General features: G+C 69.8%; 20 protein-coding genes. 9 read left to right on the top strand and 11 right to left on the bottom strand.

Annotation, left to right across the window (positions count from 1 at the left end):
* Positions 1–2: 2 nt before the first annotated feature.
* Positions 3–1,472, bottom strand: a complete 1,470-nt coding sequence (gene guaB, locus DES41_RS12900) for an IMP dehydrogenase (RefSeq protein ID WP_114468053.1) — start codon at positions 1,470–1,472, stop codon at positions 3–5.
* Between the two features lie 69 nt (positions 1,473–1,541).
* On the opposite strand from guaB, the gene DES41_RS12895 reads away from it, so the two are divergent.
* Positions 1,542–2,054 (top strand): DUF4124 domain-containing protein, encoded by a 513-nt coding sequence (locus tag DES41_RS12895; protein WP_114468052.1) that lies wholly within the window; start codon positions 1,542–1,544, stop codon positions 2,052–2,054.
* On the opposite strand, the gene DES41_RS12890 is transcribed toward DES41_RS12895, so the two are convergent.
* Together DES41_RS12890 and DES41_RS12885 are read right to left on the bottom strand one after the other, a co-directional pair.
* Complete coding sequence (locus tag DES41_RS12890) at positions 2,048–2,389, bottom strand: RnfH family protein (protein ID WP_114468051.1); 342 nt, start codon at positions 2,387–2,389, stop codon at positions 2,048–2,050. The two genes, DES41_RS12895 and DES41_RS12890, sit on opposite strands and share 7 nt — an antisense overlap.
* Positions 2,386–2,829 (bottom strand): type II toxin-antitoxin system RatA family toxin, encoded by a 444-nt coding sequence (locus tag DES41_RS12885; protein WP_114468050.1) that lies wholly within the window; start codon positions 2,827–2,829, stop codon positions 2,386–2,388. Before DES41_RS12885 ends, DES41_RS12890 begins: the two co-directional genes overlap by 4 nt.
* A 69-nt stretch (positions 2,830–2,898) precedes the next feature.
* On the opposite strand from DES41_RS12885, the gene smpB reads away from it, so the two are divergent.
* A complete protein-coding gene (smpB, locus tag DES41_RS12880) occupies positions 2,899–3,375 on the top strand; it encodes an SsrA-binding protein SmpB (protein WP_056900867.1) in 477 nt (158 codons plus the stop codon).
* Positions 3,376–3,393: 18 nt separating this feature from the next.
* Here smpB and DES41_RS12875 read toward each other — a convergent pair whose 3' ends face one another.
* Positions 3,394–5,553 carry a putative bifunctional diguanylate cyclase/phosphodiesterase gene (locus DES41_RS12875; protein WP_114468049.1) on the bottom strand — a complete coding sequence of 720 codons (2,160 nt, stop codon included), beginning with the start codon at positions 5,551–5,553 and terminating at the stop codon, positions 3,394–3,396.
* Positions 5,554–5,660: 107 nt separating this feature from the next.
* Positions 5,661–7,835, bottom strand: a complete 2,175-nt coding sequence (locus DES41_RS12870; protein WP_114468408.1) for a putative bifunctional diguanylate cyclase/phosphodiesterase — start codon at positions 7,833–7,835, stop codon at positions 5,661–5,663.
* Positions 7,836–7,973: 138 nt separating this feature from the next.
* Here DES41_RS12870 and DES41_RS12865 point away from each other — a divergent pair, with 138 nt between their 5' ends.
* Both DES41_RS12865 and DES41_RS12860 read left to right on the top strand, forming a co-directional pair.
* On the top strand, positions 7,974–8,984 hold the full coding sequence (locus DES41_RS12865) for a P1 family peptidase (RefSeq protein WP_114468048.1): 1,011 nt from the start codon (positions 7,974–7,976) through the stop codon (positions 8,982–8,984).
* Positions 8,981–10,333: a TAXI family TRAP transporter solute-binding subunit gene (locus tag DES41_RS12860; protein WP_114468047.1), complete on the top strand. Its 1,353-nt coding sequence runs from the start codon at positions 8,981–8,983 to the stop codon at positions 10,331–10,333. Before DES41_RS12865 ends, DES41_RS12860 begins: the two co-directional genes overlap by 4 nt.
* Here the strand turns inward: DES41_RS12860 and ettA are convergent, their stop codons facing one another.
* Entirely contained in the window at positions 10,334–11,995 is a 1,662-nt protein-coding gene (gene ettA / locus DES41_RS12855) for an energy-dependent translational throttle protein EttA (protein WP_114468046.1), read from the bottom strand.
* Positions 11,996–12,257: 262 nt separating this feature from the next.
* Between ettA and DES41_RS12850 the strand changes: the two genes are divergently transcribed.
* A complete protein-coding gene (locus DES41_RS12850) occupies positions 12,258–13,988 on the top strand; it encodes a DEAD/DEAH box helicase (protein WP_114468045.1) in 1,731 nt (576 codons plus the stop codon).
* A 5-nt stretch (positions 13,989–13,993) separates the two neighbouring features.
* Here DES41_RS12850 and DES41_RS12845 read toward each other — a convergent pair whose 3' ends face one another.
* Positions 13,994–14,377, bottom strand: a complete 384-nt coding sequence (locus DES41_RS12845) for a cupin domain-containing protein (RefSeq protein WP_114468044.1) — start codon at positions 14,375–14,377, stop codon at positions 13,994–13,996.
* Positions 14,378–14,448: 71 nt separating this feature from the next.
* On the opposite strand from DES41_RS12845, the gene DES41_RS12840 reads away from it, so the two are divergent.
* Positions 14,449–15,345: a 2-dehydro-3-deoxygalactonokinase gene (locus DES41_RS12840; RefSeq protein WP_114468043.1), complete on the top strand. Its 897-nt coding sequence runs from the start codon at positions 14,449–14,451 to the stop codon at positions 15,343–15,345.
* Between the two features lie 4 nt (positions 15,346–15,349).
* Positions 15,350–15,988, top strand: a complete 639-nt coding sequence (locus DES41_RS12835; protein WP_114468042.1) for a 2-dehydro-3-deoxy-6-phosphogalactonate aldolase — start codon at positions 15,350–15,352, stop codon at positions 15,986–15,988.
* Positions 15,989–16,010: 22 nt separating this feature from the next.
* On the opposite strand, the gene DES41_RS12830 is transcribed toward DES41_RS12835, so the two are convergent.
* Complete coding sequence (locus DES41_RS12830; protein ID WP_114468041.1) at positions 16,011–19,802, bottom strand: EAL domain-containing protein; 3,792 nt, start codon at positions 19,800–19,802, stop codon at positions 16,011–16,013.
* Positions 19,803–19,891: 89 nt separating this feature from the next.
* On the bottom strand, positions 19,892–20,377 hold the full coding sequence (locus tag DES41_RS12825; RefSeq protein WP_114468040.1) for a MarR family winged helix-turn-helix transcriptional regulator: 486 nt from the start codon (positions 20,375–20,377) through the stop codon (positions 19,892–19,894).
* A gap of 48 nt (positions 20,378–20,425) precedes the next feature.
* On the opposite strand from DES41_RS12825, the gene DES41_RS12820 reads away from it, so the two are divergent.
* Positions 20,426–20,968, top strand: a complete 543-nt coding sequence (locus tag DES41_RS12820) for a PaaI family thioesterase (RefSeq protein WP_211332965.1) — start codon at positions 20,426–20,428, stop codon at positions 20,966–20,968.
* Positions 20,969–20,994: 26 nt separating this feature from the next.
* Positions 20,995–21,405: a lactoylglutathione lyase gene (gloA, locus tag DES41_RS12815; RefSeq protein ID WP_114468038.1), complete on the top strand. Its 411-nt coding sequence runs from the start codon at positions 20,995–20,997 to the stop codon at positions 21,403–21,405.
* A 30-nt stretch (positions 21,406–21,435) separates the two neighbouring features.
* Here gloA and DES41_RS12810 read toward each other — a convergent pair whose 3' ends face one another.
* Entirely contained in the window at positions 21,436–22,431 is a 996-nt protein-coding gene (locus tag DES41_RS12810) for a tripartite tricarboxylate transporter substrate-binding protein (protein WP_114468037.1), read from the bottom strand.
* Between the two features lie 44 nt (positions 22,432–22,475).
* Positions 22,476–23,657, bottom strand: a complete 1,182-nt coding sequence (locus DES41_RS12805) for a CaiB/BaiF CoA transferase family protein (RefSeq protein WP_114468036.1) — start codon at positions 23,655–23,657, stop codon at positions 22,476–22,478.
* Between the last annotated feature and the right edge of the window lie 11 nt (positions 23,658–23,668).

Here is a 23,668-nt window from a genome sequence, read left to right as displayed (position 1 = left end):
GATCATTCTGCCCGATAGTTCGGCGCTTCCTTGGTGATCTGCACGTCGTGCACGTGGCTCTCGCGGATGCCGGCCGTGGTGATCTCGACGAACTCGGCCTTGCTGCGCATCTCCTCGATGCTGGCGCAACCGCAGTAGCCCATGCTGGCGCGCACGCCGCCGGCCATCTGGTAGACGATGGAGATCATCGAGCCCTTGTAGGGCACGCGGCCTTCGATGCCCTCGGGCACGAGCTTGTCGGCGTTGGGGTTGCCGGTGGTCGATTCCTGGAAGTAGCGGTCTGCGCTGCCTTGCTGCATGGCGCCGATGCTGCCCATGCCGCGGTAGCTCTTGTAGCTGCGGCCCTGGAACAGGATGACCTCGCCGGGCGCCTCCTCGGTGCCGGCGAACATGCCGCCCATCATCACGGTGTGGGCACCGGCGGCGATCGCCTTGGCGATGTCACCGCTGTAGCGGATGCCGCCGTCGGCGATCAGCGGGACGCCCGAGCCGGCCAGTGCCGTGGCGACGTTGTCCACCGCCATGATCTGCGGCACGCCGACACCGGCCACGATGCGCGTGGTGCAGATCGAGCCGGGGCCGATGCCGACCTTGACCGCATCGGCGCCGGCTTCCACCAGCGCCAGCGCGGCCGCGCCGGTGGCGATGTTGCCGCCGACCACGTCGACCTGCGGGTAGTTCTGCTTGACCCAGCGCACGCGCTCGATCACGCCCTTGCTGTGGCCGTGGGCGGTGTCGACCACGATGGCGTCGACGCCGGCCTTGACCAGGGCCTCGACACGCTCCTCGGTGCCCTCGCCCACGCCGACAGCCGCGCCGACACGCAGGCGGCCCGAGGCATCACGCGCGGCGTTGGGGAAGCTGGTCTGCTTGGTGATGTCCTTCACCGTGATCAGGCCCTTGAGCTCGAAGGCGTCGTTGACGACCAGCAGGCGTTCGAGCTTGTGCTTGTTCAGCAGCGCCTTGGCGTCCACCAGCGTGGTGCCGTCCGGCACGGTGATGAGGCGCTCGCGCGGCGTCATGATGTCGCGCACCTTGACGTCGTAGCGCGTCTCGAAGCGCAGGTCGCGGCCGGTCACGATGCCGATGACCTTGCCGCCCTCGAGCACCGGGAACCCCGAGATGCCGAGTTCGTCGGACAGCTGCATGACCTGCAGCACCGTGTGGTCGGCGGTGATGACGACCGGGTCGCGCAGCACGCCGGATTCGTAGCGCTTGACGCGCGCCACCTCGGCCGCCTGCTGCTGGGCCGTGAGGTTCTTGTGCACGATGCCCATGCCGCCCTCTTGCGCGATGGCGATGGCCAGGCGCGCCTCGGTCACCGTGTCCATGGCGGCGGACACCAGAGGCAGGTTCAAGGCAATGTTGCGGGAGAAACGGGTCGCGAGGGAGGTGTCCTTGGGCAGGACTTGGGAGAACGCCGGCACCAACAACACATCGTCGAAGGTGAGCGCTTTTCCGAGGAGGCGCATGAGAAAGCTCCAAAAAAAAGATTGTACCCGGGTGCGATTCGCGCGGAAACCGGCCGCTACACTGGCCCGATGCGCACCGTGGTTGCTCTGTTGCTGATCCTGGGAACAGCCTTGTCCATGCCGGCTGCGGCCCAATGGATGTGGCGCGACGCCAACGGCAAGGCCGTGTTCAGCGACCGACCGCCGCCGGCCGACATCCCCGAAAAGAACATCGTGCAACGGCCCAGCGGCGCGGCACGTGCGGTGGCGCCCGCGCCGGCTGCAGTTGCAGCGCTTGCAGCCTCCGCCACGCCCGCCCCGCCCAGCGGCCAGGACAAGGAGCTCGAGCAGCGTCGCCAACAGGCCGAGGCCGCAGAAGCCGCCAAGCAGAAGGCCGCCCAGGAGGTGCAGGCCAAGGCCCGTGCCGAGAACTGCGCGCGTGCCCGGCAAAACAAGGCCAGCCTGGATTCGGGCATCCGCATCACGCGCACCACCGCCCAGGGCGAGCGCGAGTTCCTCGACGATGCGCAGCGTGCCGCCGAGACGCGCCGTACGCAGGACGTCATCGCACGCGACTGCGCGCGCAACGCCCAGCTTCAGTAACCGGCCTTGGCGCCAGGCCGGCGCTTGGCGAACAGGCCTGTCGCGCGTGCGCCCTGCTGCGCGAACCGCTCGCGCCGCGCCACCTTGGGGTCCACCAGCAAAGGCCGGTAGCACTCGACGCGGTCGCCCTCATGCAAGCGCTGCGCGGGCATCGCCTTGCGCCCCCAGATGCCGGTCGGCATCTCGGCCAGCACCAGGCCCCCGAATTCCGCCAGGGCCTGCGCGGCTTGCAAGGCATCGGCCAGGCAGGCGCCGGCCGGCAGCTGCAGACGGGCCTCGACCACCTGCCGCGGCCCGGCCGCCGCCACCACCTCGACGCTGATGGAGGGCGTCATCCGCCGTAGACCTGCTCGGCACGCTTGACGAAGGCGTCGACCAGGCTGCCCGCGATGCGGTCGAACACCGGGCCGACCACGGCCGCCAGCGCCATGCTGGAAAAGCCGTAGCGCAGCTCCAGGCCGACGCGGCAGGCGCCCTGCGTGCCGTCGCCTACGGGCTGGAAGCTCCAGTCGCCCTCGAGCTTGGAGAACGGCCCCTTGACCAGCCGCATGGCGATCTGCCGGCCCGGCACATGGGTGTTGCGCGTGGTGAATCCCTGGTGGATGCCGGCAAAGGCGATGCCGACCTCGGCCGTCATGCCGTCTGCATGGCGCTCGAGCACGGCGGCCCGGTCGCACCAGGGCAGGAACTGGGGATATTGGTCGACCTGGGCCACCAGATCGAACATCTGCTCGGCGCTGTACCAGATCAGGACGGACTTCTGGACGGTTTTCATAGAATCACGGGTTCCGCCGGATTCTAGACAGGCTTGCTTCGCAGGCATTTGTCCCCACCTGCACAGGCCATGGCCAAGAAACCCCAAGCAACTTCCTCCCGCATCGCCGACAACAAGAAGGCCGCCTTCAACTACTTCTTCGAGGAGAAGTACGAGGCCGGCATGGTGCTGGAAGGCTGGGAAGTGAAGGCCTTGCGCGAAGGCAAGGTGCAGCTGACCGATGGCTATGTGATCGTGCGCGACGGCGAGATGTTCATCGTCGGCTGCCAGATCAATCCGCTGCGCTCGGCCTCCACGCACGTGAACCCCGACGCCGTGCGCACCAAGAAGCTGCTGCTGCACAAGGAGCAGATTAAGCGCCTCACGGGCAAGATCGAGCAAAAGGGCTACACGCTGGTGCCGCTCAACCTGCACTGGAAGGACGGCCGCGTGAAGTGCGAGATCGCGCTGGCCAAGGGCAAGGCCGAGCACGACAAGCGCGACACCATCAAGGACCGCGAAGGCAAGCGCGAGGTCGAGCGCGCGATGAAGTCGCGCAACCGCTGAGGCCGCCCGAGCCGCGCTCTACAGCGCGCCCAGCACGGACGCGGAGAACACCAGCGGCGGCTGGGCCGTCTGCTGGCCGCGCGCCCAGGCCAGCAGCGCATCGGCCGGCATCGGCCGGGCGAAGTGGAAGCCCTGCAGTTCGTCGCAACCCATCTGCAGCAGGATCTGGCTCTGGCCGGCGGTCTCCACGCCTTCTGCGACCACGCGCAGGCCGAGCGCATGCGCGAGCCGGATCACGGCATCCACCACGGCACGCGCATCCTGGCTTTGCTCCAGGTCCTGCACGAAGCTGCGGTCGATCTTGAGCTGGTGCGCCGGCAACTGGCGCAGGTAGCTCAGGCTGCAATAGCCCACGCCAAAGTCGTCGATGGCCAGGAACACGCCGACGCGCGCCAGGTCGTCGAACACGCGCTGCGTTTCCTGCACGTCTTCCATCGCCACCGACTCGGTGATCTCGCACAGCAGCTGCGAGGCCGGCACGGCATGGTTCTGCAGCGCCTGGGCGATGCGCTGCACGAGGTCGCTCTCACGCAGCTGGTGCACCGACAGGTTGATGGACACGCGCATGTGCAACCCCTCGCGGGCCCAGGCCGCCATCTGGCGGCAGGCCTCCTCGATGACCCACGCGCCCAACTGGTTGATGAGGCCGAAGCGCTCGGCCAGCGTGATGAAGCGGTCCGGCTCCACCAGCCCGCGCACCGGATGCTGCCAGCGCAGCAGCGCCTCCACGCCGTGGACCACCCCGCGCTGCCCGTCGACCTTGGGCTGGTAGTGCAAGGCCAGCTGGCCGCGCGCCACGGCTTGGCGCAGGTCGTTCAGCAGGCTCATCTGCTCGCCGGCATTGAGGTCCATGTGCGCCTCGAACAGGGCGCAGCCGTTGCCGCCGTTGCGCTTGGCGGCGTACATCGCCGCATCGGCATTGGCCACCAGCTTGTCGCGCTGGCCGTGCTCCGGATAGACCGCCACGCCGACCGAGCCGGCCACCCGGACAGTGCGCCCGGCAGCCAGAAAAGGAGCGTCCAGCGCCTGCACCACGCGGCCGGCCAGCGCCATGCAGTCGGCCACGCTGCCGGCATCCTCCACCAGCAGCAGGAATTCGTCGCCGCCCATGCGCGCCACGGTGTCGCTGTTGCGCGCGAGCCGCTGCAGGCGCTCGCCCGCCTCCCTGAGCACCGCATCGCCGGCGGCATGGCCATAGGTGTCGTTGACGGGCTTGAAGCCGTCCAGGTCGACGAACAGCACGCCGATCTTCTCCGGCTTGCGTCCGCCGCCGCGTTCGGCCGCCCGGTCGTGCCGCTGCAGCGCGTGCAGCAACCTGTCCTCGAACAGCAGGCGGTTCGGCAGACCGGTCAGCGCATCGCTGAACACGCGCCGGTGCAGCGCGTCATTGGCCGACTCCACCGAACGCAACCGCGCATGGGCGGCTCCGAGCGATGCGTTGTCGCGCTGCACGCGGCTGTCCAGCGCGGCCAGAACCAGCGTCGCTGCCAGCAGCACGGCACAGACCAGGCCCACCGCCACCGCCAGGGCGGAGCCGCCCAATGCATCCGCGCTGAGGCATAGCGTTCCTTCCGGAAAGGCCGCGGCCTGCATGCCGGTGTAGTGCATGCCCGAGATCGCCAGGCCCATCACCGCGGCCGCGCCGAACTGGTAGGGCCTGCGCCGCAGGTCGTCGAAGCTGCGCAGCCAGAAGAACAGCCACAGCGCCACGCCCGAGGCCACGACGGCGATCGTCGCCGAGGCCAGCACCCAGGCCGCGTCCCAGACGATGGCGGGCGACATGTCCAGGGCGGCCATGCCGGCGTAGTGCATGGTGCAGATGCCCATGCCCATGACCAGCGCACCGGCCACCAGCCGGGTGGCGTCCAGCCGCCGCTGGCTGGCCACGCCGAGTGCCACGGCGGACGTCAGCACGGCGGCGCACAGCGATGCGAGGGTCAGGCCGTGGCTGTAGCCGAGCTGGGTCGGCAGGGAGAACGCCAGCATGCCGATGAAGTGCATGGACCAGATGCCGACGCCCATCACCAGCGAACCACCCATTGCCCAGAGCAGCGCTGCCAGGCGCTCCGGCCGGTGCACGCGCGACGCCAGGTCGAGCGCGACATAGGACGCCAGCGCAGCGATCACCACCGAGGCCAGGACGCCCCAGGGGTCGTGCGAAGTCGGGAGATAGAGCATCGGGGACACCTCCTGCCTCGCGCTCCCACGCGGACTGCGCAGTGCGGTTTCTATTTGTTACCGGAATCGTACCATTCAGCTGAAACTTTGGTGCGATTTTCCGAGCATCAAACGTTGCCGAGCACCGAGTCGGAAAACGCCAGCGGACTGTTGCCGGCACTGCGGCGGTTGTCGCCGTCCTGGGCCCAGGACTGCAGCGCCTGTGCCGACATCGGCCGGGCGAAGTGGTAGCCCTGCAATTCGTCGCAGCCCATCTGCAGCAGGATGTCGTTCTGCGCCGCAGTCTCCACGCCCTCGGCCACCACGCGCAGCCCCAGGGCGTGCGACAGGCGGATCACCGCGTCGACCACGGCGCGTGCGTCGTTGCTGCTCTCCAGGTCCTGCACGAAGCTGCGGTCGATCTTCAGCTGCCGCGCAGGCAGTTGGCGCAGGTAGCTCAGGCTGGAGTAGCCGGTACCGAAGTCGTCGATCGACAGGTACACGCCGATGCGCGCGAGGTTGTCGAAGGTGCGCTGCGTGGCCTTGATGTCCTCCATGGCCACCGACTCGGTGATCTCGCACAGTAGCTGCGAGGCCGGCACGAAGTTGCGCTGCAGCGCCTGTTCGATGCGCCCCACCAGGTCGCTCTCGCGCAGCTGGTGCACCGAGAGGTTGACCGACACGCGCATGCGCAAGCCCTGGTCGGCCCAGACATGCATCTGCCGGCATGCCTCATCGATGACCCAGCCGCCCAGCTGGTTGATGAGGCCGAAGCGCTCGGCCAGCGGAATGAATTCATCCGGCTCCACCAGGCCGCGTTCGGGATGCTGCCAGCGCAGCAGTGCCTCCACGCCATGCACCTGGCCGCGCTTGCCGTCGATCTTGGGCTGGTAGTGCAGCACCAGCTGGCCGCGCGCCAGCGCCTGGCGCAGGTCGCTCAGCAGGCTCAGCTGCTCACCGGCACTGCGGTCCATGTGCGCCTCGAACAGCGCGCAGCTGTTGCCGCCGTTGCGCTTGGCCACATACATGGCGGCGTCCGCGTTGGCGACCAGCTTGTTGCGTTCGCCCTGGTCCGGGTAGACCACCACGCCGATCGAGCAGCCGATCTGCACGCTGCGGCCCGCCACCTCGAAGGGCTGGCTCAGCGCCTGCGCCACGCGGCCGCCCAGCGTCATGCAGTCCGCGACGCTGCCGGCGTCCTCCGCCAGCAACAGGAATTCGTCGCCGCCTACGCGTGCCACGGTGTCGCTGCTGCGCGCCAGCTCCTGCAGCCGGCCGGCCGCGGCCTTGAGCACCGCGTCGCCGGCGGCGTGGCCGAAGATGTCGTTGACCGGCTTGAAGCCGTCCAGGTCGATGAACAACACGCCGATGCGCTCGGCCTTGCGCTGGCTGATGCTCTCGTCGGCACGGTCGTGGCGCGACAGGGCGTGCGCCAGCCGGTCCTCGAACAGCAGCCGGTTCGGCAAGCCGGTCAGCGGGTCGCTGAAGGCGCGCCGGTGCAGTTCGTCATTGGCCGACTGCAGCTCGGCATTGGCCGCCCGCAGCGACGACGACAACGTGGCCGTGCGGCGCTGCATGCGGTAGTCCCACGAGGAAACGGCCAGCGTCAGCAGCAACAGCAGCACGCAGGCGACACCCACGGCAATGGCCAGCCCGCGGCCGCCCAGGGCATCCACGCTGAGGCAGACAGCGTCCTGCGGGAACGAAGCCGCCGCCATGCCCGCGTAGTGCATGCCGGAGATCGCCAGGCCCATCACCGCCGCGGCCACGATCTGGTAGACCCAGCCGCGCAGCCCCTGGAAACCGCGCAGCCAGAAGAACAGCCACAGGGCCACGGCCGAGGCGCCGACGGCGATCGCCGCCGAGGCCGCCACCCAGCCCATGTTCCAGACGATGCCGGGTGCCATGTCCAGCGCTGCCATGCCCGTGTAGTGCATGGCGCAGATGCCCAGGCCCATGACACCGGCGCCGACCAGCACGCGCACCAGGCCCAGCCGTCCCAGGCTGGCAATGCCCAGGGCCACGCCCGAGGTGAACACCGCCGCGACGAAGGAGGCCGCCGTGAGCCCCGGCGTGTAGCCCAGCTGGATGGGCAGCGAGAACGCCAGCATGCCGACGAAGTGCATGGACCAGATGCCCGTGCCCATGACCAGCGAGCCGCCGAGCCACCACAGCAGCGCCGCCAGCCGGTCGGGCTGGCGTACGCGCCGTGCCAGGTCCAGCGTCACATAAGACGCCACGCTGGCGATCAGCACGGAGGCCAGGACGCCCCAGACGTCGTACGAGGTGGGAAGAAAGCGCATCGAACCGTGCAGCCCCGCGTGGTCCGGAAGCGCGTGTGGCGAAGGCGCCATTATTGCCATTTCCGTTCGATTAATCTGTAGGTTTGTCATCGATTTAAGGACAGATCGGCGGCGCCGGCCCGCCCATAATCGCCGCCCATGTCTTCGCCTACTTGGCCGGCCCGTGCCGGCGCCATCACCGACGTGGACGGCATCGCGGTCGGCCATTTCACAGATCCCCGCCGGCCCACCGGCTGCAGCGTGGTGCTCGCGCGCGGCGGGGCCGTGGCCGGCGTGGACGTGCGCGGCGCGGCGCCCGGCACGCGCGAAACCGACCTGCTGGCGCCGTCCAACCTGGTGGAGCGCGTGCACGCGGTCATGCTGGCTGGCGGCAGCGCGTTCGGCCTGGCCGCCGCAGACGGCGCCATGCGCTGGCTCGAGGAGCAAGGCGTGGGGCTGGACGTGGGTTTCGCCACCGTGCCCCTGGTGCCGGCCGCCGTGCTGTTCGACCTGCCGCTGGGCGACGCCCGCATCCGCCCCGACGCAGCCGCGGGCTATGCCGCCTGCGCCGCCGCCACCCGCGAAGCACCGGCACAGGGCAATGTGGGTGCCGGCGCCGGGGCCATGGTGGGCAAGGTGTTCGGAGCGGCGCGCGCCATGAAGGGCGCCATCGGCACGGCCAGCGTGCGCGTGAACGGCGTGACCGTGGGCGCGCTGGTGGTGGCCAACCCGCTCGGCGATGTCGTCGACCCGGCCACGGGCCGCGTGATCGCCGGTGCCCGCACGGTCGACGGCCGCGCCCTGCTGGACACACGACGCGCGCTGCTGGCCGGCGAGGCGCCCCGCCCCATCCTGGCCGGCACCAACACCACGCTGGCCGTGATCGCCACCGACGCGGCCATCACCAAGGCGCAGGCGCACCGCCTGGCCCAGGCCGGCCACGACGGGCTGGCCCGCACCATCAACCCGGTGCACACCATGTCGGACGGCGACACGGTGTTCGCGCTGGCCACTGGCCTGGCAACGGCGCCTTCGCCCGGCATGATGGTGCTGGCGACCATGGCGGCGGAGGCCGTGGCGCGGGCCGTGCTGCAGGCCGTGTGGGCGGCCGAGGCGGTGAGCGTGGGCGCCCTGCAGCTGCCTGCAGCACGCGATTTCGCCCGTCCATGAAGGGCCTGCCACGCACGCTGCGGCTCGCGCTGCTGGGGCTGCGCGACCTGCTGGTGTCCGCCGGCCCGCTGGTGCTGCTGCCCATCGCCATCCTGGCCGCGGCCTACTGGTATCTGCAGCCCCAGCCGCCGACCAGCCTGCGGCTGGCCACCGGCCCGGCGGGCAGCGCCTACGCGGCCTTCGGCCAGCGCTATGCCGATGCGTTGCGCAGCCACGGCATCGCGGTGGAACTGGTGCCCACCGATGGCTCGCTGGACAACCTCGCGCTGCTGCGCCGGGGCGAGGCCGAGGCGGCGTTCGTGCGCGGTGGCAGCGCCGACCCGGTGGCCGACGAGGAGGCCGGCCTGCAGTCGCTGGGCGCGCTGTTCTACGAGCCACTGTGGATCTTCTACCGGCCCGACGCGCTGCGCCCGGCGCAGCGGCGGGCGGGGCCATTGCAGTCGCTGGCTGCGCTCAAGACCTTGCGCGTGAACGTGGACAAGGCAGGCAGCGGCGTGCCCGACATCCTGGAGCGCATGCTGCGCGCCAACCGGCTCGACCCGGCCGCCATGCAGGTCTCGCACCTGGCGCAAAGCCCGGCCACGGAGGCGCTGGAAGGCGGCCTGCTCGATGTCATGGTGCTGGCCTCGGCCCCCGAGTCGCCGTTGGTGCAGCGCCTGCTGCGCGCGCCCGGCGTCGCGCTGATGGACCTGCGCCAAAGCGATGCCTACACGCGCATCTTTCCGTTCTTCTCGTCCGTGAGCCTGCCGCGCGGCATCGTCGACCTGGCCCAGGATCTGCCGGCCGACGACGTCGCCATGCTGGCGGCCACCACTTCGCTGCTGGTGCGCGAGCAGACCCACCCCGCGCTGCGCCAGCTGCTGGCCCAGGCCGGCCAGGGCATCCATGGCGGTGCCGGCTGGTTCAACCGCGTGCGCGACTTCCCGAACACGCGCACCAGCGAGCTGCCCGTCAGCACCGAGGGCGACCGTGCCATCAATGGCCAGCCGCCGTTCTGGCAGCGCTACCTGCCGTTCTGGGCCAGCAACCTGGTCGAACGCATGTGGCTGGTGCTGGGCGGCCTGCTGGTGCTGCTGCTGCCGCTGTCGCGCGTGGTGCCGCCGCTCTACACCTTCCGCGTGCGCCGGCGCGTGTTCCGATGGTACGCACGGCTGCGCGAGATCGAGGCGCGCACCAGCGATGCCGACGCATCGCCCGACCGGCTGCTGGAAGAACTCGACCACCTCGACCGCGTGGTCGACAAGGTGGCGGTGCCGCTGTCCTACGCGGACGAGCTGTACGCGCTGCGGCACAACATCCACGCGGCGCGCAAGCGGGTGCTCGCGCGCCGCCTGGATCCCGGCGACTGATTACTTCAGCGCCTTGAAGCGCACGCGCTTGGGCTTGGCGCCCTCCTCGCCCAGGCGCTTCTTCTTGTCGGCCTCGTACTCCTGGTAGTTGCCGTTGTAGAACACCCATTGCGAGTCGCCTTCGGCCGCCAGGATGTGGGTGGCAATGCGGTCGAGGAACCAGCGGTCATGGCTGATGACCAGCACGGTGCCGGCGTATTCCAGCAGCGCGTCTTCCAGGGCGCGCAGGGTTTCCACGTCCAGGTCGTTCGACGGCTCGTCGAGCATCAGCACGTTGCCGCCCTGGATCAGCGTCTTGGCAAGGTGCAGCCGGCCACGCTCGCCGCCCGACAGGTTGCCCACCTTCTTCTGCTGGTCCTGGCCGTTGAAGTTGAAGCGGCCCGCGTACGCGCGGCTGGCCATCTGGAACTTGCCGACGTTGATGATGTCCAGGCCGTTGGAGATGTCTTCCCACACGGTCTTGTTGTTGGCCAGCTCGTCGCGGTGCTGGTCGACAAAGGCCATCTTGACGGTCTGGCCGACGATGACTTCGCCGCTGTCGGGCTGTTCCTTGCCGGCAATCAGCTTGAACAGCGTGGACTTGCCCGCGCCGTTGGGGCCGATGATGCCGACGATGGCACCGGGTGGCACGATGAAGTTGAGCTTGTCGATCAACACCCGGTCGCCAAAGCTCTTGCTGACGTCCTTGAACTCGAAGACCTGTTGGCCCAGGCGCTCGGCCACGGGGATGAAGATCTCGTTGGTCTCGTTGCGCTTCTGGTAGTCGACGTCCGACAGCTCCTCGAAGCGCGCCAGCCGCGCCTTGCTCTTGGCCTGGCGCGCCTTGGGGTTCTGGCGCGACCATTCCAGTTCCTTCTTCAGGGCCTTGGCGTGGGCTTCTTCGCTCTTTTGTTCCTGCGCCAGGCGCTCGCCCTTTTGCTCGAGCCAGGTGCTGTAGTTGCCCTTCCACGGAATGCCACGGCCGCGGTCCAGCTCCAGGATCCACTCGGCCGCGTTGTCCAGGAAGTAGCGGTCATGGGTGATGGCGACCACGGTGCCCGTGAAGCGCTGCAGGAACACTTCCAGCCACTCGACCGACTCGGCGTCCAGGTGGTTGGTAGGTTCGTCGAGCAGCAGCATGTCGGGCTTGGACAGCAGCAGCTTGCACAGCGCGACGCGGCGCTTCTCGCCACCGGACAGCAGGCCGATCTTGGCGTCCCATGGCGGCAGGCGCAGGGCGTCCGCGGCGATCTCGATCTGGTGCTCCGAGTCGGTGCCGGCCGCGGCAATCACGGCCTCGAGCTGGCCTTGCTCAGCCGCCAGCGCGTCGAAGTCGGCGTCTTCCTCGGCATAGGCGGCGTAGATCTCCTCGAGCCGGGCCTTGGCGGCGTTGACCTCACCCATGGCCTCGTTGATCGCATCACGCACCGTGTGCTCGGGGTCGAGCTTGGGCTCCTGCTCCAGGTAGCCGATGGACAGGCCGGCCATGGGCATGGCCTCGCCCTCGAACTCCTTGTCGACGCCGGCCATGATCTTGAGCAGCGAGGACTTGCCCGAGCCGTTGAGGCCCAGCACGCCGATCTTGGCGCCGGGGAAGAAGGACAGAGAGATGTCTTTCAAGATCTGCCGCTTGGGCGGCACGGTCTTGGAGACGCGGTTCATGGTGTAGACGTACTGGGCCATGCAGAAGGTCCTGGACAGAGCGAAAAAAAGAAGGGCCGTGAGACCGGCCGAATGGGGGATTATCGTCTGCGTGCGACAATGCGCCGGTCGGTGGCCTTCCAGTTGGCCATCGCACCAGCGCTCTGCTGGGGGGTTTCGCGCATCACTGCTGCAGCCGACACCCTGCTTCTCTCTCCATACGTCTGCCTAAGACTGGTGCGATGGCTCCCCATCGCGACAGGCCGATTCCATAGCGCCCAGGAAGGGTGCCCCATTGCTGTCCATGACATTTGACGAACTGAACCTGGCTCCGGCCATCCTGCAAGCCGTGCGCGAGCAGGGTTACGACACTCCCACCGCGATCCAGGCCCAGGCCATCCCGGTCATCCTCGAAGGCCGCGACCTGCTGGGCGGCGCCCAGACCGGCACCGGCAAGACCGCCGCCTTCACGCTGCCGATGCTGCAGCGCCTCTCGCAATCCGAAGCTCCGCGCAACAAGTTCAACGGCAAGGGCATCCGTGCCCTGGTGCTGACGCCGACGCGCGAACTCGCCGCCCAGGTCGAGGAATCGGTCCAGACCTACGGCAAGTACCTGAACCTGACCTCCACCGTGGTCTTCGGCGGTGTCGGCATGAACCCGCAGATCAACAAGGTCAAGGCCGGCGTTGACGTGCTGGTGGCCACCCCCGGCCGCCTGCTGGACCTGCTGCAGCAAGGCGTGCTGGACCTCGGCCAGGTGCAAATGCTGGTGCTCGACGAAGCCGACCGCATGCTGGACATGGGCTTCATCCACGACGTGAAGAAGGTGCTGGCCGTCGTGCCCAAGGCCAAGCAGAGCCTGCTGTTCTCGGCCACCTTCAGCGACGAGATCCGCGAACTGGCCGCCACGCTGCTGCGCGACCCGCAATCGATCCAGGTCACGCCGCGCAACACCACGGTGCAGCGCATCACGCAGGTGATCCACCCCGTGGGCCGCGCCAAGAAGAAGGCTGCCCTGCTGCACATCATCCAGCAGCACAACTGGAGCCAGGTGCTGGTCTTCACGCGGACCAAGTTCGGCGCCAACCACGTGGCCGAATTCCTGTCCAAGAACGGCGTGACCGCCATGGCCCTGCACGGCAACAAGAGCCAGGGCGCCCGCACCCAGGCGCTGGCCGGCTTCAAGAGCGGCGACATCCGCGCGCTGGTGGCCACCGACATCGCGGCCCGCGGCATCGACATCGACGAGCTGCCGCACGTCGTGAACTACGAGATCCCCAACGTCAGCGAAGACTACGTGCACCGCATCGGCCGCACCGGCCGTGCCGGCGCCAGCGGCGAGGCCGTGAACCTGGTCTGCATGGACGAAGAAGGCTTCATGCAGGACATCGAAGACTTCACCAAGCAACGCATTCCCGTGCAGCTGCTGGAAGGCTTTGGCCCCGAACCCGGCGAAAAGGGCGAACCCATCGCCATGGGCCGCCAGACCCTGTGGGGTGGCGCCGGCAAGCCGCCGAGCCGTGAAGTCATGGCCGCTGCCGCCAAGGCAGCGCGCAGCGAGATGATGCAGCGCATGCGCGACAGCAAGGGCCAGAGCGGTGGCGGTGGCGGCGGTGCTGGCCGTGGCCAAGGCGGCGGCAACGGCGCAGGCCGCTCGGCGCAAGCCCAGCAGCAACGCGGACCGCAAGGCGGTGGTGGCCGTCCGGCCGGAGGCCACAACGGCCCGCGCCACAACGGCGCAGGCGGTGGTGGTGGCTACGGCGGCAACGGTGGCGGCGCAGGTGGCGGCCACGGCCAGCCCGATCCGCTGCGCACGTCCACGCTCGGCGGCCGTGCCAAGCCGGCACCGCGCAGCACTGCAGGCGGCCAGCCTGATCCGATGCGCACCAGCGTGGACAGCATGGGCGGCGGTGGCCGCAACCGCGGCTTCGGCGGCGGTGGTGGCGGCCGTGGCGGCCGCAGCGGTGGCCACGGCGGCGGCGGCGGTGGTTCCCGCGGCGGCTTCGGTGGCGGTGGCGGCGGCTACGGCCGCTGAACCGGCTAGTCCCTGACGAACAGCGTGCGCAGGGGCTGGTCGCCGACCTGGCGACTCCAATGCCCGTGCACGCCGGCATCGAACGTGCTGCCGGCCGGCAGCACGTCGGCCGAATAGAAGTGCTCCCCAGGACCGAAGACACGCGAGCTTCCGTCCTGCAGGCCGATCTCCATCTGGCCCGACAAGATCACCACCCACTGCGGCGTGACCGTCACATGGAACTGGCTGCGAAAGCCCACCGGGCTCTCGCGCAGCTGGTAGCCCCCGCTGGGCCGCAGCGCCGACAGCGCCGACAGCGGCGTGCCTTCATCCAGTGCCACGTCTTCCTCCTTGAAGCGGGCGCGGCCATCGGTGTCGGTGAACAGGATCGTCTTGCGAAAGTTGGGCATCTGGGAGGTCCTCGAAAAGCCCGGCATTGTCGCGTCTGCCTTGCGGCGCGGCCGCGGTATAAACGCCGCCCATGCCTTCCCCTTCTTTCCCTTTGCTCGCCATCGACTGGGGCACGAGTTCGCTGCGCGGCGCGCGCATCGCGGCCGATGGCCAGGTGCTGGAGCAGCGCGGTTTTGCGCGCGGCATCCTGAGCGTGCCGGCCAGCGGCTTCGAGGCCGTGCTCGACGAGTGCTTCGGCGACTGGCGCGCCCAGAGCGCGCGCTGCCTGGTCTCCGGCATGGCCGGCAGCCGCCAGGGCTGGACCGAGGCGCCTTACTGCCCCTGTCCGGCCGGCTTCGCGGAACTGGCGGCCCAGCTGGCCTGGGTCCCCGGTGCGCGCAGCCCGGTGGCCATCGTGCCCGGCCTGTCCATGGACCAGGGCGGCCTGCCCGACGTGATGCGCGGCGAGGAGGTGCAGATCTTCGGCGCCATGCAGTTGGGCGGCCAGTCCGAGGGCCTCTTCGTGCTGCCCGGCACGCACAGCAAATGGGCCCAGGCCGCGGCCGGCCGCGTCACCGGGTTCCGCAGCTTCATGACCGGTGAGGTCTATGCACTGCTGAGCCAGCATTCCATCCTGGCGCGCACGCTGAACGCCGAGGCGCCTTTCGACGAAGCCGCCTTCGTGCAGGGCGTGGCCCGTGCGCGCGATGCGGGTGGCCTTCTGCACCACGCCTTCGGCGCGCGCGCCCTGACCCTCTTCGGCCAGCTGGACGCCGACCGGATGGCCAGCTACCTCTCGGGCCTGGTGATCGGTGCCGAGTTGCAGGGCGCCGCACCCAGACCCGATGCGCCCGTGGTGCTGATCGGTTCCGAGCTGCTTTCGGCGCGCTATGCGCTCGCGCTCGAAGTCCATGGCGTTGCGAGCCGTCGGCTCGGCGCCGAAGCCACCTGGGCCGGGCTGCATGCCCTGGCCCGCACCCTGGATTGACACCATGCCCGCCCACGATCTCCTGAGCGCAGCCATGCGCACCCTGCCCCTGGTCGCCATCCTGCGCGGCCTGACGCCGGCCGAGGCCCCCGCCGTCGGCACGGCGCTGGACGCCGCCGGTTTCGCCATGCTCGAAGTGCCGCTCAACTCGCCGCAGCCGCTGGACAGCATCGCGCTGCTGGCCGCGAGCCACCCGGCCAAGCTGGTCGGTGCAGGCACCGTGCTGACGGCAGCCCAGGTGCGCGAGGTGCACGCTGCCGGCGGCCGCCTGGTGGTGGCGCCCAACTTCGACGCCGAGGTGGTGCGCGAGGCCGTGCGCCTGGGCATGGTCTGCCTGCCCGGCATCCTGACGCCGACCGAGGCCTTCGGTGCGCTCGCGGCCGGAGCGCACGGGCTCAAGCTGTTCCCGGCCGAGATGGGCTCGCCCGCCGTGGTCAAGGCCCTGCTGGCCGTGCTGCCGGCCGGCACGCCGCTGCTGCCCGTGGGTGGTGTCTCGGTGGTCAACATTGCCGAGTGGCGCGCCGCCGGCTCGGCCGGCTGCGGCATCGGCTCGGCGCTGTACAAGCCGGGCAAGAGCGCAGAGGCCGTGGCCCGGGACGCCCGCGCGTTCGCGGCGGCCTGGCACGGCACGCAGGCCGCCTGAGGCCCTCGGCCGGCCGGGGCGGCTAGGGGCCGGCCACGCCCTGCTCGCGCAGCAGCCGGTCCAGCGCCTCGGCCACCAGCGGGCGGCTGAAGAAGTAGCCCTGGAAGGCCTCGCAGCCCTCGCTGGCCAGGAAGTCGCGCTGGGCGGCCGTCTCCACGCCTTCGGCGATCACGTTCAGGCCCAGGCTTTGCGCGAGCCGGATCACGGTGCGCGCGATGGCCGAATCGTTGGCGTCCACCAGCACGTCGCGCACGAAGGACTGGTCGATCTTGAGCTGGTCCAGCGGCAGCTTCTTGAGGTAGGTCAGCGACGAGTAGCCGGTGCCGAAGTCGTCGAGCGCGAAGCGCACGCCCATGTCCTTCAACGCGTCCATCTTGGAGACGATGGCCTGCATGTCGTCGACCAGCACGCTCTCCGTCAGCTCGAGCTTGAGACGGCGCGGGTCGGCACCGGTCTGCTCGATCACCGAGCGCACCTGGCGCACGAACTCGTTGTGCCGGAACTGCCGCGCACTGACGTTGACGGCCATGGTCAGCCCCGCCAGCGCCGGCTGCCGGCCCCATTCGGCCAATTGCCTGCAGGCGATCTCCAGCACGCGGTGGCCCAGCAGCAGGATCATGCCGGTCTCCTCCGCGAGCGGGATGAACTCGGCCGGCGAGACCAGGCCGCGCGTCGCGTGGCGCCAGCGCACCAGCGCTTCCACGCCCGTGATGCGGCTGGCGCCATCGACCTGCGGCTGGTACTGCAGGAAGAACTCGCGCTGCACGAAGGCCTGGCGCAGGTCGCCCTCCAGGGCCGCACGCGCCGTCACCGCGGCCTCCAGGCCCGGATCGAAGAAGCGCAGCGTGTGCTTGCCGGCCGCCTTGGCCTGGTACATCGCGATGTCGGCCTGCTTGAGCAGCTCGCCCGCGCTCTCGGTGCCGGCGCCGAAGCTGGCCACGCCGATGCTGGCCGTGCTCTGGTGTTCGTAGCCTTCGAGCCGGTAGGGCTGGGCCAACGCGGCCAGGATCTTCTCGCCCACGCGGCGTGCCTGCACGGCGATCTCCTGCGGCACGGCGCTGAGTTCCTCCAGCACGATCACGAACTCGTCGCCCCCCAGCCGCGCCACCGTGTCGACCTCGCGCACGCAGGACACCAGCCGCATCGCCACCTGCTGCAGCAGCATGTCGCCCTTGTCGTGGCCGAGCGTGTCGTTCAGGGTCTTGAAGTTGTCCAGGTCCATGCACAGCAGCGCGCCGCCGGTGCGGTGGCGCACGCAGCTGGCCAGCGCCTTGTGCAGCCGGTCCTGCAGCAGCTGGCGGTTGGGCAGGCTGGTCAGGCCGTCGTAGAAGGCCAGCTTCTGGATCTTGGCCTCGGCCTGCTTGCGCTGGGTGATGTCGGTGTCGATCATGAGCACGGAGCGCGGCACGCCCTGCTCATCGCGCACCAGCGTCCAGCGTGCCTCCACCTGCACGGCCTGGCCCAGCTTGCGCCGCCGCGACACCTCGCCGTTCCATTCGCCGCTGGCCATGAGCTCGTCATGGGCGTGGCCGCCCATGGCTTCGTCGTCGAACAGCAGCCTGGCCACCGGTTGGCCCATGGCCTCGTCGGCGCGCCAGCCATACAGCCGCTCGGCGCTCTTGTTCCAGTACTGCACGCGGCCGCCGGTATCGGCCACCACGATGGCGTCGCGCGCCTTGTCCAGCAACGAGGCCTGGTGGCGGATGTGCTCGTCGGCCTTGCGGCGGTCGAGTTCGGCGGCCACACGCACGGCGAAGATGCGCAGCGTGGAGACGAGGAATTCCTGCTGGCGCAGTGGCTCGGAGAACACCACCAGCACCAGGCCGCTCACGCGTTGCCCGGCGTCGAACAGGCTGTGCCCGGCATAGGCCTGGCCGCCGATGGCGGCGAGCAGCGGATAGGGCGCGAAGGCCTCGGCCACGCCCTCGGTGACCACGTAGGCACCGCGGTCCAGCAGGCTCGCCAACCGGCTGCCCTCCAGCGGCGCATCGAAGTTGCGCCGCACCTGCCCGTGCACCACCGCGCCCAGCGTGCGTGCCACCATCGAGCCCGGCTTCAGCGTGGCGATGAAGCTGGCCTGCGCGCCCAGCGCGTCGGCCATGTTCAGCGCCAGCTGCTCGAAGAACTCCGTGCCGGTGCTGGCCGACACCGCAGCCGCCACCTTGAGCATGGCCGTCTGCACGCGGTGCTGGGCTTCCTGCGTAAGACGCTGCTGCTCGCGCGCACGCAGCGTCACGAGGCCGAAGGCCAGGTCTTCCGCCAGCGCCTGCAGCAGCGTCACCTCGTCCTCGGACGGCGTCGCCACCTCGGCCGAGTACAGGTAGAACAGGCCGAAGGTGCGCTCACCGTCGCGCAGCGGCAGGCAGACCAGGCCGCGGTAGCCGTGCGCCAGGGCGTTGGCCGCCCAATTCGTGCAGCGCGGGTCGTCCTCGACGTTGGGCACGATGATGAGCTGGCCCGTGCGGATGGTGAGCCCCACCGGGCCCTGCCCGGCCGGCGTGTCGGCCGCCCAGCTCATCGGGAAGCTGCCGATGTAGCCGCCCTCGTCGCCCACCTTGGCGGCCGGTTCGACGCTGCGCTCGGCATCGTCGCGCGCGAAGCCGACCCAGGCCATGGCGTAGCCGCCGATGTCCACCGTGATGCGGCACAGCTCCTCGAGCAGCGATTGCTCGGAACTTGCGCGGACCAGGCTCTCGTTGCAGGCCGACAGCATGCGCTGGGCCCGGCTCACGCGGGCCAGGGCCGCCTCGGCGCGCAGGCGCGCGCTGACATCCAGGCTGCGCACCAGGCGTGCCGGCCGGCCGGCGAAGTCGATCGTGGTGCCGGAAACCTCGACATCGAATTCGCTGCCGTCCTGGCGGCGGTGCCGCAGCCGCAGGTTGGCGAAGGCATCGCCCGGCATGGCGACGCGCGGCGCCATCTCGCCGGGCGCGCGCAGGTCGGTCATGGGCCTGCCGAGCAACTCCTGCGGCTCGTAGCCGTACATCTGGGCTGCGCTGCGGTTCACGGCCAGCACGCGCAGCGTCGGCAACTCGGTCACGAACATGGGCTGCGGGTTGAGGTCGAACAGCGCGCGGTACTTGTCGGCCGCTTCGCGCAGCCGGGCGTGCATGCGGTGGCGGTCGATGGTCACGCCCAGCGTCTCGCCCAGGATCTGCAGGTTGCCGATGTCGCGGTCGTAGAAGGCCTGGGGCGCGGCATAGGCCGCCAGCAGCACGCCGACCATGCCCTCGCCCGAACGCAGGGGCGCAACGATCATGGAGCGCACGCCATCGGCCCGGGCCCGCGCGCGGTCCAGCCGGTCGTCGAACAGCGTGTCGTCGCTGATCATCACGCGGCCTTGCGCCAGGGCCTTGGCCGCCAGGCTGATGTCCATGTTGGAGCGTCGGCCGACCTGCTCGCGCAGCAGGCCGGAGCCGGCAGCGAGCACCAGCACGCCCTGCTCGTCGGCCAGCTCCAGCGACATGCCGTCGGCGTTCAGCAGTTCCTGCGTGCGCTGCACGGCGCGGTCCATCAGCGACTGCAACGGCACATCGAGGGCGGCGAATTCCTGCTGCAGCTGGGCGATGCGGATGCGGTCCTGTGCATCGCGCCGGCTTTCCTGCTTGGCGCGGGTGTGGGCCGTGAGGTCGGTGCGGCCGGCCATCTCCAGGAAGCGCTGCTGGCTCTCGGCCACCGCGCTGCGCAGCGGCTCCTGCTCGGCGTGCACGCCGAGCGCCTGCAGCAAGGGGGCCAGCATCCAGTCGAACTCCGGGTCCGGCGGCCCCGCCGGCGGCAGCCGGACACTGTCGGGGGGAATGTCGGGCGGGGGCATGTTCACAGTAGACCATGCTGGCACAGCGCCAAGCCAGGGCCTGGACCCCGGGGCGCCGCGCGTCGGGCCCGGCTGGCCGTCCGGCCGCCTCAGCCCGGGTCTTCGGCCGCGTCTTCGGCCGGGTCCGCCGGCTCCGGCGCCAGCAGCGCCAGCGATTCCTGCAACAGCGCATGCAGCGCCGCCACACGCGCATCGCCCAGCAGGCGGTTGAGCTCCAGCTGGGCGCATTTCCAGCACTGGCGCGCCTCCGCGCACTTGGCGCGGCCGGCGTCGGTCAGCTGCACCAGGCGGCTACGGCCGTCGCCGCCAGGGCCCTGCTCCACCCACCCCGCGGCCACCAGCGGCTGCAGGTTGCGTGTGAGCGTCGACGGCTGCAACCGCAAGGTCTTCGCCAGCTGCCCGGGCTGGACCGGGCCCAGCTTGTGCAGCGCGCTGAGCAGCGAGAACTGCGTGGTCTTGAGCCCGGCCCTGGCGAGTTCGGCGTCGTACAGCCGCGCCACGCGGCGCATGAGCTGGCGCAGCTGCAAATGGGTGCAACCCTGCGGTATGGCCTTGGCCTGGAGCGCGGTTCCCATAGAATGATTGTAGCTACAACAGTTGTGGCTGCAATCGACGGAGAAGACATGAGCACAGAAGAAGAAACCCGTGTCCGGTGGGAGCAGGAACTCGACGCCACCGTGCTGCGCATGCGCACGGGTGGCGGCAAGGCCGGACTGGCCCGGCCCGAGCAGATCGCCGGCAAGACCGGGCTGCAGACCATGCAGGCCATGCTGGCCGGCGAACTCCCCTACCCCCACATCGCCGACACGCTGGACTTCGCCCTGGTCGAGGTCGGCTATGGCATGGCCGTGTTCCAGGGCACGCCGCAGCTCAAGCACTACAACCCGCTGGGCAGTGTGCACGGCGGCTGGTTCGCCACGCTGCTGGATTCGGCGCTGGGCTGCGCCGTGCACACCACCCTGCCCGCCGGCCGCGGCTACACCACGGCCGAGCTGGGCCTGAACATCGTGCGCGCCGCCACCGTCAAGAGCGGCCCGCTGCGCGCCATTGGCAAGGTGATCCACAGCGGCAGGCAACTGGCCACCGCCGAGGCCCGCATCGTGGGGCCGGACGACAAGCTCTACGCCCACGCCACCACCACCTGCCTGGTGTTCGAAGCACGGTGAGGCCGGGGCCGCGGCAAAATGGCCGCATGCGACTACTCCACACGATGCTGCGCGTTGGCAACCTCCAACGCTCGATTGACTTCTACACGCAGGTGCTCGGCATGAAGCTGCTGCGCACCTCGGAGAACCCCGAGTACAAGTACTCGCTGGCCTTCGTGGGCTATGGCAACAACCCGGACCATGCCGAGCTGGAGCTGACCTACAACTGGGGCGTGGAAAGCTACGAGCTCGGCACGGCCTACGGCCACATCGCGCTGGGCGTGCCCGACGCCTACGCGGCCTGCGAGCGCATCAAGGCCGCCGGCGGCAAGGTCACGCGCGAAGCCGGCCCGGTCAAGGGCGGCACCACGGTGATCGCCTTCGTGACCGACCCCGATGGCTACAAGGTCGAATTGATCCAACGCGCGGACGAGGCTAGCGGCGGCGGCCTGCGCTGAACCGCCGGCAGGCGCCTGCGCCGCGCAGCGCTACTCTGCGCTGACGCCGGCCGCCTTGATCACCTTGCCCCACTTCTCGGTCTCGGCCGCGAGATGGCTGCGCAGCCCCTCGGGCGTGACCTTGTCCATGGGCACGATCTCCGAACTCAGGTCTGCCAGCCGCTGCTTGACCATGTCGTCCTGCAGCGCGCTGCGCAGGGCCTGGTTGATCTTGGCCAGCACCTCCGGCGGCGTGCCCTTGGGTGCGTACACGCCGTGCCAGACCTTCACGTCGAAACCCTTGAGGCCCTGCTCGTCCAGCGTCTTCACGTCGGGCAGGCTGGCCAGGCGCCTGGGCGTGGTCACGCCGAACACCTTGACACGCTGGCCGTCCTTGATGACGGGCACGGTCTGCGTGGTCTGGTCGCAGATCAGGTCGACCTGCCCGCTCATGATGTCGGCCAGCGCCGGGCCAGCGCCCTTGTAGGGCACGGTGGTGAGATCCACGCCGATCTGGTGTGCCAGCAGCATGCCGCACAGCTGCGAGACCGCGCCGATGCCGGCGTTGGCCAGCGTGACCTTGTCCTTGTGCTGCTTCACATAGGCCAGCAGCTCGGGGAAGGTGTTGGCCGGGAAGTCCTTGCGCGAGAGCAGCGTCATCGGCACGTCCATGACCTGGCCGATGTACTCGAAGTCCTTCAGCGGGTCGTAGGGCAGCTTCTTGTACAGCGCCGGCGCGGTCGCCATGCCCATGTGGTGGATCAGGATGGTGTAGCCGTTGGGCTGGGCCTTGGCCACGCGCGCCGGGCCGATGGTGCCGCCGGCGCCCACGGTGTTCTCGACCACCAGCGGCTGGCCCAGCGTCCTGGCCATGGGAATGGCCAGCATGCGCGCCACCACGTCGGTCGGGCCCCCGGCGGAATACGGCACCACCAGGGTCACCGGCCGTTCGGGCCAGGCGGACTGTGCCCAGGCCGCGCCTTGCAGCAGCAACACTGCGGCCAGGGCCGCGCAGCGGCGGACGCCGGTGGGGGAACAGAACTTCATGCGGTCTCCTTGGTCTCGATCTGTGGGGGTGGAAAAACCGGGCCTCAGATGGCGCCGGCGGCACGCAGCGCAGCGATGGCGGCCGCATCCAGGCCAACTTCGCGCAGCAGCGCTTCCGTATGCTCGCCGACAGCCGGCACCGCGTCCATGCGGGCTTGCCAGCGGTTGCTGCGGCCCGGCGGCAGCAGCGCCGGCAGTTCGCCGGCCGGCGAGCCGACGGTCTGCCAGCGCCCGCGCGCCTTGAGCTGCGGATGCGCCCACAGACCGGCCATGTCGTTCATGCGTGCATTGGCGATCTGTGCCTCGTCCAGCCGCGCGAGCACCTGGTCGGTCGACAAGGTCGAGAAGGTCTCGTCGATCCGCGCCGCCAGCGCGGCGCGGTTGGCATTGCGCTGGGCGTTGCTCGCAAAGCGCGGCTCGGTCGCCAGCGGCGTGTCGCGCAGCACCACATCGCAAAAGACCTTCCACTCGCGCTCGTTCTGCAGGCCCAGCATCACGGTGCCGCCGTCGCCCGCCTGGAACGGGCCATAGGGGTAGATCGTGGCGTGCGAGGCCGCGTTGCGCGGCGGCGGCGTGGCGCCGTCGAACGCGTAGTACATGGGAAAGCTCATCCACTCGGCCAGCGATTCCAGCATCGAGACGTCGATGTGCGCGCCCTCGCCCGTGCTGGCGCGGCGCAGCAGCGCGGCCAGGATGTTGGTGTAGGCGTACATGCCGGCCGCGATGTCGGCGATCGAATTGCCGGCCTTGCTGGGCTGCTCCGGCGTGCCGGTGACCGAGAGGAAGCCGGCCTCGCTCTGGATCAAGAGGTCGTAGGCCTTCTTGTCGCGGTAGGGGCCGTCCTCGCCGTAGCCGGAGATGTCGCAGACGACCAGCCGCGGGTTCAATTGGCTCAGCGTCGCGTAGTCCAGCCCCATGCGTGCAGCGGCGCCGGGCGCCAGGTTCTGCACCAGCACGTCGGCGCCGGCCAGCAGCTTGCGCAACGCGGCCATGGCGTCGGGGTTCTTCAGGTCCAGCGTGAGGCTTTCCTTGGAGCGGTTGGTCCAGACGAAGTGGGACGACAGGCCCTTGACGCGCTGGTCGTAGGCGCGCGCGAAGTCGCCCACCTCGGGCCGTTCGACCTTGATCACGCGGGCGCCCAGGTCGGCCAGCTGGCGAGTGCAGAACGGTGCGGCGATGGCGTGCTCGAGCGAGACGACGGTGATGCCTTGGAGCGGGAGGGTCATGGTGTGTGCAG

The sequence above is a fragment of the Pseudorhodoferax soli genome (assembly GCF_003337555.1).
Classification (GTDB): Bacteria; Pseudomonadota; Gammaproteobacteria; order Burkholderiales; family Burkholderiaceae_C; genus Pseudorhodoferax; species Pseudorhodoferax soli.
Note: the sequence above shows the minus strand (reverse complement) of the source record. Positions and strands in the feature narration are given on the sequence as shown.

Coding starts and splice junctions, on each gene's coding strand:
- guaB (WP_114468053.1), bottom strand. CDS start 1,472: ATGCGCCTCCTCGGAAAAGCGCTCACCTTCGACGATGTGTTGTTGGTG.
- DES41_RS12895 (WP_114468052.1), top strand. CDS start 1,542: ATGCGCACCGTGGTTGCTCTGTTGCTGATCCTGGGAACAGCCTTGTCC.
- DES41_RS12890 (WP_114468051.1), bottom strand. CDS start 2,389: ATGACGCCCTCCATCAGCGTCGAGGTGGTGGCGGCGGCCGGGCCGCGG.
- DES41_RS12885 (WP_114468050.1), bottom strand. CDS start 2,829: ATGAAAACCGTCCAGAAGTCCGTCCTGATCTGGTACAGCGCCGAGCAG.
- smpB (WP_056900867.1), top strand. CDS start 2,899: ATGGCCAAGAAACCCCAAGCAACTTCCTCCCGCATCGCCGACAACAAG.
- DES41_RS12875 (WP_114468049.1), bottom strand. CDS start 5,553: ATGCTCTATCTCCCGACTTCGCACGACCCCTGGGGCGTCCTGGCCTCG.
- DES41_RS12870 (WP_114468408.1), bottom strand. CDS start 7,835: ATGCGCTTTCTTCCCACCTCGTACGACGTCTGGGGCGTCCTGGCCTCC.
- DES41_RS12865 (WP_114468048.1), top strand. CDS start 7,974: ATGTCTTCGCCTACTTGGCCGGCCCGTGCCGGCGCCATCACCGACGTG.
- DES41_RS12860 (WP_114468047.1), top strand. CDS start 8,981: ATGAAGGGCCTGCCACGCACGCTGCGGCTCGCGCTGCTGGGGCTGCGC.
- ettA (WP_114468046.1), bottom strand. CDS start 11,995: ATGGCCCAGTACGTCTACACCATGAACCGCGTCTCCAAGACCGTGCCG.
- DES41_RS12850 (WP_114468045.1), top strand. CDS start 12,258: ATGACATTTGACGAACTGAACCTGGCTCCGGCCATCCTGCAAGCCGTG.
- DES41_RS12845 (WP_114468044.1), bottom strand. CDS start 14,377: ATGCCCAACTTTCGCAAGACGATCCTGTTCACCGACACCGATGGCCGC.
- DES41_RS12840 (WP_114468043.1), top strand. CDS start 14,449: ATGCCTTCCCCTTCTTTCCCTTTGCTCGCCATCGACTGGGGCACGAGT.
- DES41_RS12835 (WP_114468042.1), top strand. CDS start 15,350: ATGCCCGCCCACGATCTCCTGAGCGCAGCCATGCGCACCCTGCCCCTG.
- DES41_RS12830 (WP_114468041.1), bottom strand. CDS start 19,802: ATGCCCCCGCCCGACATTCCCCCCGACAGTGTCCGGCTGCCGCCGGCG.
- DES41_RS12825 (WP_114468040.1), bottom strand. CDS start 20,377: ATGGGAACCGCGCTCCAGGCCAAGGCCATACCGCAGGGTTGCACCCAT.
- DES41_RS12820 (WP_211332965.1), top strand. CDS start 20,426: ATGAGCACAGAAGAAGAAACCCGTGTCCGGTGGGAGCAGGAACTCGAC.
- gloA (WP_114468038.1), top strand. CDS start 20,995: ATGCGACTACTCCACACGATGCTGCGCGTTGGCAACCTCCAACGCTCG.
- DES41_RS12810 (WP_114468037.1), bottom strand. CDS start 22,431: ATGAAGTTCTGTTCCCCCACCGGCGTCCGCCGCTGCGCGGCCCTGGCC.
- DES41_RS12805 (WP_114468036.1), bottom strand. CDS start 23,657: ATGACCCTCCCGCTCCAAGGCATCACCGTCGTCTCGCTCGAGCACGCC.